12 protein-coding genes are annotated in these 16338 nt (G+C 64.6%); 11 read left to right on the top strand and 1 reads right to left on the bottom strand.

Translation table 11 applies throughout. The features are described from left to right. Positions 1-86 precede the first annotated feature (86 nt). From ACYQ12_RS12965 to ACYQ12_RS12915, 11 genes are all read left to right on the top strand, one after another. Entirely contained in the window at positions 87-1646 is a 1560-nt protein-coding gene (locus tag ACYQ12_RS12965; protein WP_459872417.1) for an NAD(P)H-hydrate dehydratase, read from the top strand. A gap of 14 nt (positions 1647-1660) precedes the next feature. Beyond that, on the top strand, positions 1661-2134 hold the full coding sequence (tsaE, locus tag ACYQ12_RS12960) for a tRNA (adenosine(37)-N6)-threonylcarbamoyltransferase complex ATPase subunit type 1 TsaE (RefSeq protein ID WP_459872414.1): 474 nt from the start codon (positions 1661-1663) through the stop codon (positions 2132-2134). An 80-nt stretch (positions 2135-2214) separates the two neighbouring features. Beyond that, a complete protein-coding gene (locus ACYQ12_RS12955) occupies positions 2215-3630 on the top strand; it encodes an N-acetylmuramoyl-L-alanine amidase (RefSeq protein ID WP_459874523.1) in 1416 nt (471 codons plus the stop codon). Between the two features lie 29 nt (positions 3631-3659). Then, a complete protein-coding gene (gene mutL / locus ACYQ12_RS12950) occupies positions 3660-5747 on the top strand; it encodes a DNA mismatch repair endonuclease MutL (RefSeq protein WP_459872411.1) in 2088 nt (695 codons plus the stop codon). A gap of 2 nt (positions 5748-5749) precedes the next feature. Next, a complete protein-coding gene (gene miaA, locus ACYQ12_RS12945) occupies positions 5750-6688 on the top strand; it encodes a tRNA (adenosine(37)-N6)-dimethylallyltransferase MiaA (RefSeq protein WP_459872408.1) in 939 nt (312 codons plus the stop codon). 127 nt (positions 6689-6815) lie between these two features. Then, on the top strand, positions 6816-7067 hold the full coding sequence (gene hfq / locus ACYQ12_RS12940; protein WP_459872406.1) for an RNA chaperone Hfq: 252 nt from the start codon (positions 6816-6818) through the stop codon (positions 7065-7067). Between the two features lie 15 nt (positions 7068-7082). Next, positions 7083-8402 (top strand): ribosome rescue GTPase HflX, encoded by a 1320-nt coding sequence (gene hflX, locus ACYQ12_RS12935; RefSeq protein WP_459872403.1) that lies wholly within the window; start codon positions 7083-7085, stop codon positions 8400-8402. Positions 8403-8463: 61 nt separating this feature from the next. Next, positions 8464-9690, top strand: coding sequence for an FtsH protease activity modulator HflK (gene hflK / locus ACYQ12_RS12930; protein WP_459872400.1), 1227 nt, complete (start codon positions 8464-8466; stop codon positions 9688-9690). After that, positions 9690-10595: a protease modulator HflC gene (hflC, locus tag ACYQ12_RS12925; protein WP_459872397.1), complete on the top strand. Its 906-nt coding sequence runs from the start codon at positions 9690-9692 to the stop codon at positions 10593-10595. Before hflK ends, hflC begins: the two co-directional genes overlap by 1 nt. Before the next feature lie 252 nt (positions 10596-10847). Then, a complete protein-coding gene (locus ACYQ12_RS12920; protein ID WP_459872395.1) occupies positions 10848-12029 on the top strand; it encodes an ATP phosphoribosyltransferase regulatory subunit in 1182 nt (393 codons plus the stop codon). A 55-nt stretch (positions 12030-12084) separates the two neighbouring features. Next, positions 12085-13377 (top strand): adenylosuccinate synthase, encoded by a 1293-nt coding sequence (locus ACYQ12_RS12915; RefSeq protein ID WP_459872392.1) that lies wholly within the window; start codon positions 12085-12087, stop codon positions 13375-13377. Between the two features lie 163 nt (positions 13378-13540). Here the strand turns inward: ACYQ12_RS12915 and ACYQ12_RS12910 are convergent, their stop codons facing one another. After that, positions 13541-16183: an SEL1-like repeat protein gene (locus ACYQ12_RS12910; RefSeq protein ID WP_459872389.1), complete on the bottom strand. Its 2643-nt coding sequence runs from the start codon at positions 16181-16183 to the stop codon at positions 13541-13543. Positions 16184-16338: the final 155 nt, after the last annotated feature.

Raw genomic sequence — 16338 nt, 5'->3', positions numbered from 1 at the left:
AGAAGAAACCCGCGCCAGTGTGGGCGCTCACCCTACATCAAGCTCAGTATGACGTCATGCCGAATGACATAATCGTGGAGGACAGGATGCCGACTTCGACCCTGAAACCGCTGTATTTCTCCGCCCAGACGCGCGAGTTCGACCGGCGCGCCATCGCGGGTGGCTTGCCCGGTTTCGCCCTGATGCAGCGCGCCGCGATGACCGCCTTCGGGATGCTGCGCGAACGTTGGCCCCAGGCGCAGCGCCTGAGTGTGGTGTGCGGCGCCGGCAACAATGCCGGTGACGGCTATGTCATGGCAACGCTGGCGGCGAGTGCAGGACTGCCGGTTCAACTGGTTGCAGTGAAGGATCCTGCCGAACTGAAAGGCGATGCGGCGCGTGCCCATGCCATGGCCCGTGACGCCGGACTCGAGGCGATCTCCTGGCGTGACGGAATGAGTCTGGAAGGCGACGTGATCGTCGACGCCCTGCTGGGCACCGGACTGTCCGGCGAGGTTCGCGAGCCCTTCCGTGGCGCGATCGAGACGATCAATGCCAGCGGGATCCCGGTCCTGGCGGTGGATGTGCCTTCGGGGCTTTCCGCCGATACCGGTAACGTGCTGGGCGTTGCGGTGAAGGCCACGCTGACGGCTACCTTCATCGCCGACAAGTTCGGTCTGCACACCGGCGCGGCGGCGGATCATGTCGGTGACCTGCATCTGGCGCCGCTGGGGGTGGAGCCGAGAGCCCACGGGGATCTCGCTCCCGCCGGCGAGCTGCTCGATGCGGACCTGCTCGCCAGGTTCCTGCCGCCGCGTCCGCGTACCAGTCACAAGGGGCACAATGGACACGTGCTGGTGATCGGCGGTGCGCCCGGCTTCGGTGGGGCGGCATTGATGGCCTGCGAGGCGGCGGCACGCACCGGCGCCGGCAAGATCAGCCTGGCCACCGATGCCGTACACGTCACGGCGGCCCTGGTGCGCCTGCCCGAGGTGATGGTGCGCGGTGTGCGCGGGGCGCCGGATCTTGCGGCGCTGCTGGAAACGGGCGATGTCCTCGTGGTGGGGCCGGGGCTGGGCAAGGACGCCTGGGGGCAGGGGCTGCTGCAGGCCGCGCTTCAGTCCGGCAAACCGTTGGTCGTGGATGCCGACGGCCTGAATCTGCTGGCACGCGACTATCCCTGTCACAATCGCTCCCATGATACCGGTTCCAATAACAGCGACTCCGCTGACACCGCCGACGCTTCCTCCGGCGCCGGAATCCGTCGCGACGACTGGATCCTGACGCCGCACCCCGGCGAGGCGGCACGCCTGCTGAACTGCTCGACGCGTGACATTCAGCATGACCGGCATAGCGCAGTCGTCGAACTGCAGCGACGCTACGGCGGTGCCATTCTGCTCAAGGGGACCGGCTCGTTGATCGCGGATGCCGACGGCGTGACGGTCTGCCCGTTCGGCAATCCGGGCATGGCCAGCGGCGGCATGGGCGATGTGCTGTCCGGTGTGCTGGGGGCGCTGCTCGCCCAGGGTCTCGGGCCGGGAGATGCCGCTCGCGTTGGCGCGATCCTGCATGCCATGGCAGCCGATGAAGCCGCGCGTGACGCCGGGGAACGTGGTCTGCTCGCCAGCGATCTGGCATGCTATGTACACAAGTTGGCCAATCCGTAAATTGAAGATGAAGCATGCGCATCACACTGCCTGATGAAACCGCCCAGGTCGCCTTTGGCGAGGCCTTGGGGCGGGCGCTCGACGGCCGAGGCCGCGTCCACCTGGAAGGCGAGCTGGGCGCCGGAAAGACCACGCTGACCCGAGGCGTTCTGCGGGCCTACGGCCATCGGGGCGCGGTCAAGAGTCCCACCTATACCCTGGTAGAACCCTATGAGCTGGGCGGTATTCACATTCAGCACTTCGATCTCTATCGCCTCGGCGATCCCGAGGAGCTCGAGTTCATGGGGGCCCGCGACATGCTCGGTGACGACAGCCTGAGTCTGATCGAGTGGCCCAGCCGGGGCGCCGGGTGGCTGCCTGAGCCGGATCTGACGGTGCGACTGGTGGTGGTCGGCCCGGGGCGGGAAGCCTGGCTCGAGGCCGGTAGCGGCCATGGCGAGGCGGTGATCGCGCAGTTGGAACGCAGTGTCGGCGACAAGGAAACATGATGCAGATGAATTGCCGTTGGCCGCGAGTGGGAGGCGGTCTGCTGCGCGCAGGAACGACGAGGCTTTTGCTGTCCCTGGTCATGACGGGAATGATGATGCTGCTCTCGGCAGTGGCGGGCGCCAATGACGTCAACAATGTCCGCTTGTGGGCGGCGCCGGATCACTCGCGGCTGGTCTTCGATCTGACTGAGCCGGCCAAGGCGAATGTCTTTACCCTCGACAATCCGCAGCGGCTGGTGATCGATCTCGACGACAGTCGCCTGCAGATCGATCCGGAAAGCATCGAGCTCGACGGCAGCGCCATCGACGCGATACGTACCGGCGTGCGCAATGGCACCGGGCTGCGCGTGGTGCTGGATCTCAAGCGCCAGGTGGTGCCGCGACACTTCGCCCTGGCGCCCAACGACCAGTACGGCAACCGTCTGGTGGTGGATCTCGAATACCCCGGGGAGAGCGCCATCGAGGATCCCATCGATCCCATCGAGGCCAAGATCCGCGAACAGGAGATCGCCGCCGGCCGGGCTCTGGCCAAGGCCGAAATGGCCGGTGTCGAGCCGGCCGAAACCGTCGTGAATGCCAAGACCAAGGCGCAACCGCATCCCAAGCGCGACATCATCATCGCCGTCGATGCGGGGCACGGGGGGGAGGACCCCGGCGCGATCGGGCCTCACGGCACGCGGGAGAAGGATGTCGTGCTCGGCATCGCCCGCAAGCTCAAGGCGCTGTTCGATCAGACGCCGGGATTCAAGGCGTTCCTGACCCGGGATGGGGATTACTACGTCGGGTTGCAGCAGCGCACCATCCTGGCGCGTGAACAGAAGGCCGATTTCTTCGTCTCGATTCATGCCGATGCGGTCAAGAGTCGTCAGCCCAGCGGCAGCTCGGTCTATGCGTTGTCGCAGCGCGGGGCGACGTCGGAAACGGCCAAATGGCTGGCGGCGACCGAAAACCGCTCGGACCTGATCGGCGGTGTCGAGGGCAGTCTGAGCCTGTCCGACAAGGACGAGGTGCTGCGCGGCGTACTGCTGGATCTGACCATGACGGCGACGATGAACGACTCGCTGGCGGTGGGCGCCCAGGTGCTCGATCAACTGGGCCGCATCAACCGTCTGCATCGCTCGCGGGTGGAGCAGGCCGGCTTCGTGGTGCTCAAGTCGCCGGACATTCCCTCGTTGCTGGTCGAGACCGGGTTCATCTCCAATCCCACGGAGGAGAGCAAGCTGCGCTCCTCGGCGCACCAGATGCAACTGGCCAAGGCGATTCTGGGAGGCATTCGTGCCCATTTCCAGCAGCATCCGCCGCCCAGCAGCCTGTTGGCATGGCAGCGCGACCAGGGGCGCGGGAGCGGCGCCGACGAGTATCGCATCCAGCCTGGCGATACGCTTTCCGAAGTGGCTGCGCGTCACCAGGTGTCGCTGCAGGCGCTCAAGCAGAGCAACGAGCTCAACGGCGATGTCATCCGCGTGGGGCAGGTGCTGAAGATCCCGCGGACGTGATCGATGCCACGCTCAGCGCAAGAGGCCACATGATCCATAGTCGAAGAATTCAGGTACTCGACCCGCGTCTGGCCAACCAGATTGCCGCGGGTGAAGTCGTCGAGCGTCCGGCCTCGGTGGTCAAGGAACTGGTCGAGAACGCCATCGATGCCGGCAGTCGGCGTATCGAGATCGAACTCGAGTCCGGTGGGGCGCGGCTGATCCGGGTGCGTGACGATGGTTCCGGTATCGCTCAGGACGATCTGCCGCTGGCCCTGGCGCGCCACGCCACCAGCAAGATCCTGTCGCTGGAGGAGCTCGAGGAGGTCGCCAGCCTGGGGTTTCGTGGCGAGGCCCTGGCCTCTATCAGCTCGGTGTCCCGGCTCGAACTGATCTCCAATGCCGAAGAGGATCCGCGCGGCGGCTGGCGCGTCGTGGCCGAGGGGCGTCAGATGGAGCCGCGCGTCTCGCCCGCCCCGCATCCGCGAGGCACCTCGGTGCTGGTGCGCGATCTGTTCTTCAACACGCCGGCGCGTCGCAAGTTCATGCGTACCGAGAAGACCGAGTTCGGCCATGTGGAAGAGGCCTTCCGCCGCCTGGCGTTGTCGCGCTACGACATCGGCTGGGTGTTGCGTCACAATCAGAAGACCGTGCACCAGCTGCGCGCCGGTGACGACCAGCACGCCATGGAGCGCCGGGTGGCAGGCCTGCTCGGCAGCAAGTTTCTCGACAATGCCCTGCATCTCGATCTCGAGGCATCCGGCCTGCGCCTATGGGGTTGGGTCGGGTTGCCCACGCATTCCCGGGCCCAGGCCGACCAGCAGTATTTCTTCGTCAATGGCCGGGTGGTGCGTGATCGGCTGGTCGCGCATGCAGTGCGTCAGGCGTATCGCGACGTGCTGTTTCATGGTCGACATCCGGTCTTCGTGCTGTACCTGGAGCTCGACACCCGGGTCGTCGACGTCAATGTCCATCCGACCAAGCACGAGGTGCGCTTTCGCGATGGGCGTCTGGTGCACGATTTCCTGTTCTCGAGCCTGCATCGGGCGCTGGCTCAGGTCCGGCCCAACGAATCGCTGCGCTCCGAGGAGCCTGCGCCTGGCGACGCCTCGTCGTCGGTCTCCGAGCCGCAGACCGGTGCCGCGCCGGCTGGGGGCGTTGACGCACCTCGCTGGCAGCAGCAGCCCATGGCGCTGCACTCGCGCTACGACGAGGGCCGGGAGCCGCGCCCGAACGCGGCGCGGGTTCGCGAGTTCATGGCCGGTTACCGGGCACTTCATCCCGATCATGAGGAGCAGTTGCTGACGCCGCAATCACCGTCTTCCGCTACTCAAGGCCCGGCGTGGGGCGAGGGGCAGTCGGCTTCGCGACCCGGCGATGGCGCTCTGGCCGAGCCCGGTGCTGCTCTTCGATCAGGTTCCGATACCGCTGATTTCCCCATACCCGATTCCGCTGTTACTGCTGAGCGCGACGTTGCTGCCGTTCCCGGGCCCGACGCTACTGTCATTCCTGAGTCCGATGCTACTGCCATTCCTGAGCCCGATGCTACTCAGGCGCCGCCGCTGGGCTATGCCGTGGCCCAGTTACATGGCGTCTACATTCTGGCGCAGACGGCTCGTGGCCTGGTAATCGTCGACATGCATGCCGCCCATGAACGGATCACCTATGAGCGTATGAAGCGCCAGGTGCATGGCGGTGCGCTGGACGCTCAGCCGCTGTTGGTGCCGGTTTCGCTGGCGGTGAGTGGCGGCGAGGTGGAAACCGCCGAGCGCGAGCGCGAGGCCTTCGCCCGGCTCGGGGTGGAGCTCGACGTGGCGGGCCCGGAAACGCTGCTGGTACGTCAGGTGCCGGCATTGCTGGGGCAGGCGGATGTCGAGCCGCTGATTCGCGACATGCTCGGCGACCTGGAACGCTTCGGCCGCTCCGACCGGTTCGAGGTGCATATCAACGAACTCCTGGCCAGCATGGCCTGCCACGGCAGTATCCGGGCCAACCGCAGGCTGACGACTCCCGAAATGAATGCGCTGTTGCGGGATATGGAACGTACCGAGCGTAGCGGACAGTGCAATCATGGCCGTCCCACCTGGACCGAGATGTCCATGGCCGAGCTCGACAAGCTGTTTCTGCGAGGACAATGAGCATGGGGGATCGCCGGCCGCTGGCCATCCTGCTCATGGGGCCGACCGCCTCGGGCAAGACCGACATGGCCATGGCGCTGCACGAACGCCTGGGCTGCGAGCTGATCAGCGTCGACTCGGCCATGGTCTATCGCGGCATGGACATCGGCTCGGCCAAGCCCAGCATCGAAGAGCTGGCACGGGCACCGCATCGCCTGATCGACATCCGTGATCCTGAGCAGACCTACTCGGCGGCGGAATTCCGCCTGGACGCGCACCGCGAGATGCAGGCCATCAGCGCCGCCGGCCGGATCCCGCTGCTCGTGGGCGGCACCATGATGTATTACAAGCGGTTGCTGGAGGGCGTGGCCAACCTGCCCGGTGCCGATGCCGCGTTGCGTGCCGAGCTGGCCGCCTGGGCCGAGCGCGATGGGCTGGGGGCCCTGCACGCCGAACTGGAGCGGGTCGATCCCGCCTCGGCGTCGCGCATTCATCCCAACGACCCGCAGCGGCTGATGCGCGCGCTGGAGATCCAGCGCGTCAGTGGCCGCCCCATGAGCGAGCTGTGGCAGGAACAGCAACCGGAAAACTTTCCCTGGAGAACGTTGTCCATAGCTCTCGTGCCGGCCGAGCGCAGTGTGCTGCATGAGCGTATCGCGGCACGCTTCGACGCCATGCTGGCGGCGGGGTTCGTTGAGGAAGTCGCGGCGCTCAGGCAGCGTCCGGAACTGCATTCGGGGCTCCCCTCGATGCGAAGTGTAGGCTATCGTCAGGTGTGGGAGTATCTTGAGGGTGCCCACGATGACGAGACCCTGCGCCACCGGGGGATTGTCGCGACCCGGCAACTGGCCAAGCGTCAGATCACCTGGCTGCGTAGTTGGAAGGACGTACTCTGGGTCGATGCGCTCGGCGCAGATCCTTTGGGTGAAGTTCTGAAAATCGTGCGCGCAAGCGGTACTTAGCGTAAGATGCTCGGTCACGTAAAATGCCGGGGGCAGCGCCCGGTGAAAGACTGAGACGGGCCATCCCCGTGACGGCCGTCATGCTGAAAACGAACCATAATCTAGAGACAGAGTTAGGGAGAGCGAAATGTCCAAAGGGCAGTCCCTTCAAGACCCATACCTGAATATTCTGCGCAAGGAGCGCATTCCGGTATCTATTTTCCTGGTCAACGGTATCAAGTTGCAGGGCCAGATCGAGTCCTTCGATCAGTTCGTCATCCTGCTGCGCAATACCGTCAGCCAGATGGTTTACAAGCACGCGATCTCGACGGTCGTTCCGTCACGTAACGTGCGGCTGCCGGCCCAGGATCCCAATGCGCCGGCGGGCCAAGACAGCTAATTCGTGAGGCGCTGATTGTTTTTCGAACGTCCCGACGCCGGTGAAACGGCAGTTCTCGTCCATATCGATTTTCATGACGAGCAGGAGCGCGAAGATCCAGGTGAGTTTCTGGAATTGGTGCGCTCCGCGGGGGCCGAGCCGGCGACCCTGTTGCAGGGGAGCCGGCACCGGCCCGATCCCAAGACTTTTATCGGTAGCGGCAAGCTGGAGGAGCTGCGCGAACTGCGCGAGCTGCACCAGGCCGAACTGGTCATTTTCAACCATTCCCTTTCCCCCTCCCAGGAGCGCAACCTCGAGCGTGTCCTGCAGTGCCGCGTTCTCGACCGCACCGGTCTGATCCTCGATATCTTCGCCCAGCGGGCCAGGACGCACGAGGGCAAGCTGCAGGTCGAGCTGGCTCAGCTGGAGTACATGTCCACGCGCCTGGTGCGCGGCTGGACGCACCTCGAACGCCAGAAGGGCGGCATCGGCCTGCGCGGGCCGGGTGAAACCCAGCTCGAAACCGACCGCCGCCTGCTGCGGGCGAGAATCAAGTCGATCCACAAGCGGCTCGACAAGGTACGCAAGCAGCGTGACCAGAACCGGCGCGCCCGAGAGCGTGCCGAGATTCCCAGCGTGTCGCTGGTCGGGTACACAAACGCCGGCAAATCGACGCTGTTCAATACCGTGACCAGTGCCGAGGTGTATGCCGCGAATCAACTGTTCGCCACGCTGGATCCGACGTTGCGGCGTCTCGAAGTGCCGGACGTGGGACCGGTGGTCATGGCCGACACGGTCGGCTTCATTCGCCACCTGCCGCACAAGCTGGTCGAGGCATTCCAGGCCACCCTGCAGGAAGCTACGGAAGCGTCGCTTCTGGTTCACGTCATCGATGCCGCCGACCCCGATCGCGATCTCAACGTGGCCCAGGTCGATGAGGTGCTCAAGGAGATCGGCGCCGATAGCGTGCCGCGCCTTCTGGTGATGAACAAGATCGACCTGCTCGACATGGCGCCGCGTATCGAACATGGCACCGATGGGCTCCCCAAGGTGGTCTGGCTTTCGGCCCGGGACGGCCAGGGACTCGAGCTGCTGGCGCAGGCGCTGAGCGAGCTGCTGGCCGACGATGTTCTCGATACCCGTCTGACGCTGCCCCCCGAACAGGGGCGCCTGCGTGCCGGATTGCACGAGCTGAATGCCGTACGCGAAGAACAATTTGACGAGCAGGGCCAAATATTGCTGGATATCCGTCTACCGAAGCGAGACTTTCTTCAGCTACTGGCCCGACTCGGGGAAAATGCGCTCGATTATTTACCGCTCAAGGATGATGACGTACCGGAGTGGGAACGTGCCTGAAGGGCGCTCCGGACGTGGCGGTGACTCTTGCATCGCAATCAACGCATAGTGGAGACAACGTATGGCTTGGAACGAGCCTGGTGGTGGTGGTGGTGGGAACAAGCAGGACCCCTGGAGTGGCGGGGGACGTCGTCCGGGAGGGGGCGGCAACGGAGGCAACAATCAGGGGCCACCGGATCTCGACGAAGCGTTGAAGAAGTTCCAGGACAAGCTCAACCGGATGCTCGGGGGCCGTGGAAAGCGCGGCGGTGGCGGCACGGGCGGAGGTGGTGGCGACCATGGCGGGCGCAACACTTTTGCCCTGCCGGGGCTGCTGGCCGTGGTGGTGATCGCCATCTGGGCCGCGTCGGGCTTCTACCTCGTCGATCAGGCCGAGCGGGGTGTCGTGCTGCGCTTTGGCAAGTATCTCGATACGGTCGGACCGGGCCTGCATTGGAGCCCGCCGTTGATCGATGACGTACGCGAAGTCAACGTGACCCAGGTGCGCTCGCTGTCGTTGAACAAATCGATGCTGACCCAGGACGAGAACATCGTCGAAGTGGAAATGTCCGTGCAGTACCAGGTCGCCGAACCGCGCGACTATCTGCTCAACGTGCGTACCCCCGAGACGAGTCTGGAAAACGCCGCCGATTCGGCCTTGCGCCACGTGGTGGGCAGCACCGACATGAACGCTATCCTGACTTCGGGACGTGAACTGCTGGCCGACACCGTCTCCAGCCGTTTGCAGACCTATCTCAACAGCTATGGGCTGGGCATGGAGATTCAGGCAGTCAACGTCGAGTCGACGTCCGCTCCCGACCCGGTGCAGGATGCCTTCGATGACGTGATCAAGGCGCGCGAGGATCGCCAGCGGACCATCAATGATGCCGTGGGCTATGCCAATGCGATCATTCCGCAGGCCCAGGGCCATGCCCAGCGCTTGATCGAGCAGGCCGAGGGTTACCGTGAGTCGGTCGTGGCCGAGGCCCAGGGGGAAACCAACCGCTTCAATTCCCTGCTGACGGAGTATCGCAGTGCGCCGGACATCATGCGTGATCGTATGTATATCGAGACCCTGAGTGATGTGATGGGCAATACCAGCAAAGTACTGATCGATGTCGACCGCAATAGTCCGCTGATGGTGCTGCCGCTCGACAAGTTGACGGGGGCGGCTAGCCAGGCGCGTCAGGACAGCGCCGATGACAGCGGCACCGAGATGAGCGGGGCGCAGAGCGGCAATGTCGATCCGAACGTGATTCAGCGACTTGGCGATCAGCGCAGCAACACGATCCGTCGGGAGGGCCGTTAATGATTAACAACAAAGCCCTACTTATCGTTGCCGGCGTGGCCGTTGTCGCCTGGGTGGGCAGCAGCAGCCTGTACATCGTCGATGAGACGGAGCGGGCCATCAAGCTGCGCTTTGGCGAAGTGGTGGAAGGCAACATCAAACCTGGCCTGCATGCCAAGCTGCCGGTCTACAATACCATTCGCATGTTCGATAGCCGCGTGCTGACTCTGGATGCCAACGCAAGCCGTTATCTGACCCGGGAGAAGAAGGCGGTCATCGTCGACTCTTTCGTCAAGTGGAAGATCGTCGATCCGGTGCGTTACTACGAGGCGACATCGGGTAGCGAACAGGTCGCGGAACGGTTGATCGAACCACGCGTTGACGAAAGCCTGCGTAACCAGTTCGGCCGTTACGAGCTCTCCGAGATCATTTCGGAGAAGCGTGACGATCTGATGCAGGGGCCGACCCAGACGCTGAACGAGCTGCTGCGCGAGGAGCTGGGGATCGCCATTCTGGATATTCGCATCAAGCGGATCGATCTCCCCGAAGAGGTGTCGCAGGCCGTGTACGCGCGGATGCAGACCGAACGTCACCGCGAGGCGCGTGAGTATCGGGCGCAAGGGGAGGAGGAGGCCGAGAAGATCCGGGCCAATGCCGACCGTCGCCGCCAGGTGTTGATCGCCGAAGCGCAATCCAAGGCGCAGACGCTGCGTGGTGAGGGTGATGCCCAGGCGGCGGCCATCTATGCGCAGGCCTATCAGCAGGATGCGGAGTTCTTCCGCTTCTACCGTAGCCTCAATGCCTATCGCGACAGCTTCAACGGCAAGGACGACGTGCTGGTGCTGGAGCCGAACAGCGACTTCTTCCGCTATCTGAACAGCCCGACGCCTGGTGGCGCGGGGTCGGAGGAAGGGGCCGGGGAGTAGGACTCCCGTTGGCCTCCGGACACCCCGCGCGGGGTACACCCGGGGGCCAAACGTGATAGACTCATGAGACCGGGCGTGGCCCGGTTTTTTTGTGCCGGGTGAGGTCGTCGCGATGGATATCTTCAGCATGTCCGGACCCGATGCGCCTTGCCCGCCTGCGTGTTTTCCCGGACAGCTTTTCTTGGACGGCTCCGGTATCGCTTTCTTTTGACAGGCTTTTGACAGGCCATCCATTTCTGGCAGGACAGGCTAATGACCATCGCTGACCGCTGGCTGCTTCCCGACGGCATGGACGAGGTGCTTCCGCCGCAGGCGACCCGCATGGAGGAGCTGCGCCGGACGTTGCTCGATCTCTATCACTGTTGGGGCTACGATCTCGTCATGCCGCCTCCGGTGGAGTTCCTCGACTCGCTGTTGACCGGTACCGGCACTGATCTGGATCTGCAGACCTTCAAGCTGACCGATCAACTCACCGGACGCATGATGGGGGCCAGCGCTGACGTCACGCCGCAGGTGGCTCGCATGGATGCGCATTCCCTGCGGCGTCAGGGACCGGTAAGACTGTGCTACTGCGCCAATGTGCTGCGTGCCAAGGCGGACAAGCATCAGGGCGGGCGCAGCCCGGTGCAGGTGGGCGTCGAGCTGTTCGGGCATGCGGGGCTTGAGGCCGATCTCGAGGTGTTGCGTCTGGCGCTGTCCAGCCTGGCGGCGGCCGGAGCGCAGGAAGTGCACCTCGCTCTCAGCCACATCGGCATCTACCGGGCCCTGATCCAGTCCGCGGCCATCGAGGCCGAACGTGAGCGTGCCTTGTTCGAGGCCATCGAGCGCAAGGCGTATCATGAGGTCGACCGTCTGGTGACCGAGGGCGTGAGCGATCCGGCTCTGGTGGACATGCTGACCGAGCTGCCGCGTCTGCACGGCGGCATTGAGATACTGGCGCAGGCACGTGAGGTGTTCGCCGGTGCCCCGGCGGCTGTGGCCATGGCCCTGGATCAGCTCGATGCGTTGTGTCAGGGCGTGGCCAACGAGCATCCCAATGTGGACATGTACTTCGATCTTGCCGAAATGCGTGGCTATCAGTACCACACCGGCATGGTGTTTGCCGCCTATGTCCCGGGCTATGGACAGGCGCTGGCCAAGGGGGGACGCTATGATGATACCGGTCGCGCCTTCGGGCGGGCGCGACCGGCCACGGGGTTCTCCATGGACCTCAAGCTGCTGGCGTCGCTGGCCGAGCGAGAGCCGCCCCACGAAGGGATCTGGGCACCGGCCGTCGACTCCGCCGAGCTGCGGGCTGCCATAGTGCGCTTGCGCAACGCCGGCGAGCGGATCGTCCAGGGCTTGCCGGGACAGCGAACCGGTCCCGAAGCGCACCGCTGCGACCGCCAGCTGGTGCAGGTGGGCGCGGAATGGCAGGTTTCACCCCTGGAATGAGCCGGGCTGGCGCAGACATCTTTCAGTCAAGACCTTAGTTCAAGAGACGAGAGCAATGGGCAAGAACGTAGTCGTACTGGGCACCCAATGGGGCGATGAGGGCAAGGGCAAGGTCGTCGACCTGCTGACGGAGTCGGCCTCGGCAGTCGTGCGCTTCCAAGGGGGCCATAATGCGGGCCACACGCTGGTCATTGACGGTGAGAAAACCGTTCTGCACCTGATTCCTTCCGGCATTCTGCGCAACGACAAGACCTGCGTGATCGGCAATGGCGTGGTGCTGTCTCCCGAGGCGCTGATCAGCGAGATCCGCGAGCTGGAAGCCAAGGGGGTGCCGGTACGCGAGCGTCTGCGCCTGTCGCCGGCCTGTCCGTTGATCCTGTCCTATCACGTGCGCCTCGATCAGGCCCGTGAGAAGGCGCGCGGCGTGGCCAAGATCGGCACCACCGGTCGCGGCATCGGGCCGGCCTACGAAGACAAGGTGGCGCGTCGTGGCTTGCGCCTCGGCGACATGCTGCATCGCGAGCGCTTCGCCTCCAAGCTGGGCGAGGTGCTGGACTATCACAATTTCGTGCTCCAGCACTATCACGGCGAGGCGCCGGTCGATTTTCAGCAGGTCCTCGACGAGGCCATGGAAATGGCCGAAGAGTTGCGTCCGATGGTCTGCGATACCGTCAGTCTGGTTCACAATATCCGCAAGCAGGGCGAGAATATCCTCTTCGAAGGGGCTCAGGGCTCGCTGCTCGACATCGATCATGGCACCTATCCCTTCGTGACCAGCTCCAATACCACTGCAGGGGGTACGGCCACCGGCTCCGGAGTGGGACCGCTGTATCTCGATTACGTGCTGGGCATCACCAAGGCCTACACCACGCGCGTCGGTTCCGGCCCGTTCCCCACCGAGCTGTTCGACGAGTTCGGCCGCCACCTGGCCGAGAAGGGGCACGAGTTCGGTGCCACTACCGGGCGCGCGCGCCGCTGTGGCTGGTTCGATGCCGTGGCGCTGCGTCATGCCGTGCAGATCAACTCGGTATCGGGCATCTGCCTGACCAAGCTGGATGTACTCGACGGCCTGGAAAACATCCGCGTGTGTGTGGGCTATCGCAGCAAGGACGGCGAGATGCTCGACACGCCCATCGACTCCGAGGGCTATGAGGCCATCGAACCGGTCTACGAGGACCTGCCGGGCTGGAGCGAATCGACACTGGGTATCAAGCGTGTCGAGGATCTGCCCAACAATGCCCGCTCCTATATCAGCTATCTCGAGCAACAGGTGGGAACTTCCATCGATATCATCTCGACCGGGCCGGATCGCAACGAGACCATCGTGTTGCGCAACCCCTTCGGATGAGCGTTGCTGACACTCTGCTGAGGACAGACGCAAAGAAGCCGGCGATTTGCCGGCTTCTTCGTCTCGGGGCCACATAGCCAAGTATAGCCGAGTGCCAAGTACAGTTGATGCAGAGGAATGCGGCGTTCTCCGCCCCGCTTGAACGGGGCGGAAACAGAGCTTCTCAGATCTGCTTGGCCTGTTCGGCCGCGGCCGCGATGGCCTTGTCGTTGGTGAGCAGCTCACGCATGATTTCCAGCGCCGTCTGGCTGTTGCCGTCGATGACCTTGTCCAGCCACAACAGCGCCTGTTCCTGGCTGGCATTCTCCAGCCCGTTGGCCCAGAGATACGCCTTGGCCAGTGCCAGTCGCGCCGTGGGGTGGCCCTGCTGGGCGGCCTGGAACAGATATTCCGCGCCGCGGTCACGATCCTGAGCAAGAATATCGCCACGCAGGTATTCGCGGCCCAGGGTGGCCATGGAGGCCACGTGGCCTTTGTCGGCGGCTTGGGTCAGCAGTTCGAGACCTTGGTCGACGTCCTGCGGGACACCGTAATCGCCATACAGGTAAGCGCGGCCCAGATAGTACCGAGACGTCAGGTCGCCGGCGTTCATGGCCTGCTTGAGCATCTTCACGCCCTGCTGGGTATCCTGATCGACCCCGTCGCCGGTGAGATAGGCCTGTCCCAGGACCATTCTGGCCGAGGTGTTGCCTGCAGAGGCTGCACTGCGTAGCAGGGAAAGGCCGCGTTCCGGATCGGCGGGGACTCCCTCTCCCTTGAGCAGGATTTCGCCCAGATCGGCGCGGGCGCCGCTATGGCCGCGGGCAATCGCCTGTTCCAGATATTGGATCCCCTTGTCGGGATTCCTGGCGACACCGTTGCCCTCCAGATACATGCGGCCCAGTGTGGCGGTCGCGCCCGCGTGTCCCTCGCTGGCAGCGCGCTGCAACCATTGGCGTGCCTGACGGGAATTCCCTCTATCGAGATAGACACGTCCGAGGTCGGCCATGGCGGGGGCGTCACCCATTTCGGCTGCCTGACGCAGGGCATCGATATCACCGCGCCGGCCTTGCTCGCGGTAGGTTCGCGCCAGGGCTTCCTGGGCGGAGGGATGACCCGCTGCCCGCGCCTTGTCCAGCCACTCCTTGGCCTTGGCGAAATCGCGTGGCACGCCGGTCCCCTCGCGGTAGGCGCGCCCCAGCACCACCATGGCGTAGGCATCGCCCTGATTGGCGGATTTCTCCAGCATGGCGATAGCCTGCTCCGGCCGGCCATCGGTGAGCTGACCGCTCAGGTAGGCGTCGGCCAGCTTGGTCGCCGCGGTGACGTCGCCTTCATCGGCGGCTCGACGCAACCAGCGTTCGGCCTCGGAGGGTTGGAAGGGGAGCGTGTTGCCCTCCAGATAGGCTTCGCCCAGGCGTCGGGCAGCGGTCGTCTGGCCCTGGGAGGCCGCTTCGCGAAGCAGGGATTCGGCACGTTCGGGATCCGGGGCGACACCCACTCCGGCGAGATAGGCATCGCCGAGTTGCGCGGTGGCATAAGGGTGGCCCGCCTCGTGCCCACGCTGCAGATAATCGATGGCACGCGAAGGCTGGGCCGGAACGCCATTGCCTTCCATGTAGGCATTGCCGAGCACGGCATAGGCCAGTGGATCACCCTGCTCAGCGCCACGCTCGAGAAGCTCGATACCCCGTTGGGGGGCATGGCCGAGCACGTCGCCGGCGAGATAGGCGCGGCCGAGAGCGATCGCGGCATTGGTCGCCCCTTGGTCGGCGGCGGCGCTCAACCAGCGTTCCGCTTTTGCGGGATCCGGCGGAACGCCTTCCTGTCCCAGATAGGCCTGGCCCAGGTGAGTCATGGCTTCCACATCACCGGCTTCGGCCGCCTGTTGCAGCATGGACAGGCCGCGCTGGGTGTCGCCCGAAGACAGCAGGAGCTCCCCGGCTTCGCCCAGGGCGTCAGGGTCGCCCGATTCGGCCGCTCTCATCAGCCATTTGCGTTGCAACTGGGGCTGCGGACCGAGCAGACCGTCATCGGCGTAGAGCCGGGCGAGGTTGACCATGGCCTGGGTGTCACCGGCCTGAGCCGGCTCCTGAAGTGCGTCTGCATAACGCTTCGCATATTGTTGGGCGAGTTCTGGGTCCTCTTCGAGCCAGCCGCCGGGCGCGTGGGCCTCGGCCAGCTCATGCAGTCCTCGAGTGCCGCCGAGCTCGGCGGCTTGCTGATAGAGTTCCGCAGCCTGCTGGGGATCGGCGGCAGTGCCCCGGCCGGCCACCAGCATCTCGGCCAGATCCAGCCTGGCGCTGGCGGTATCGCCGTTCTCGACGGCCTGGCGCATCAGGAAGTACGCCAGCGTGTCGTTGCGCTCCACGCCATCGCCGTCGCGGTAGAGGCGCGCCAGGCGCAGGGAGGCGTTGTCGAGAATGGAGGAGGGCGTGCGGATGGCTTCCCCGTAAAGCTCGGCGGCCTTGGCGGGATTGCGGGCCACGCCGATGCCGTCGTCGTACATCCTCGCCAGCTCATAGTAGCCGGGAGGGAATCCCTGGGCCTGCATGGCCTGCAGGATGCCGATGGCCTCCTGGGTGTTGCCGGCTTCCAGGGCCTGATGGGCAAAATCGATGTGGTTCCAGTCGAAGGAGCTCATCTCCACCGGTGTGCCGCCATCGAACCAGTCGTAGTACTGGGGATCGAGACGCGCATGCACCTCGTCCATGTGTGTGCCGCCACCCGTGGCACACCCTCCGAGCCAGGCCACGGCCGTAACCATGACCAGCGTCTGGACGGCAGTGCCGCGCGAGTGTCGAAGATAGTTTCTCGGATCTTTCATGGTATCCCTTCCTTGGTGTTGTGTAGCGGCGCGACTCGAAACAATGCGATTCCTATCAGCATGAAAGAGTCGGTCCGCTTATGCCAATCGGATTTCGACGGCCAACCTGGATTCGACGGCCAATTTTGGCTTCGACAGTTGGCACCGTGCGGTTG

The sequence above is a fragment of the Halomonas shantousis genome (assembly GCF_054654615.1).
Note: the sequence above shows the minus strand (reverse complement) of the source record. Positions and strands in the feature narration are given on the sequence as shown.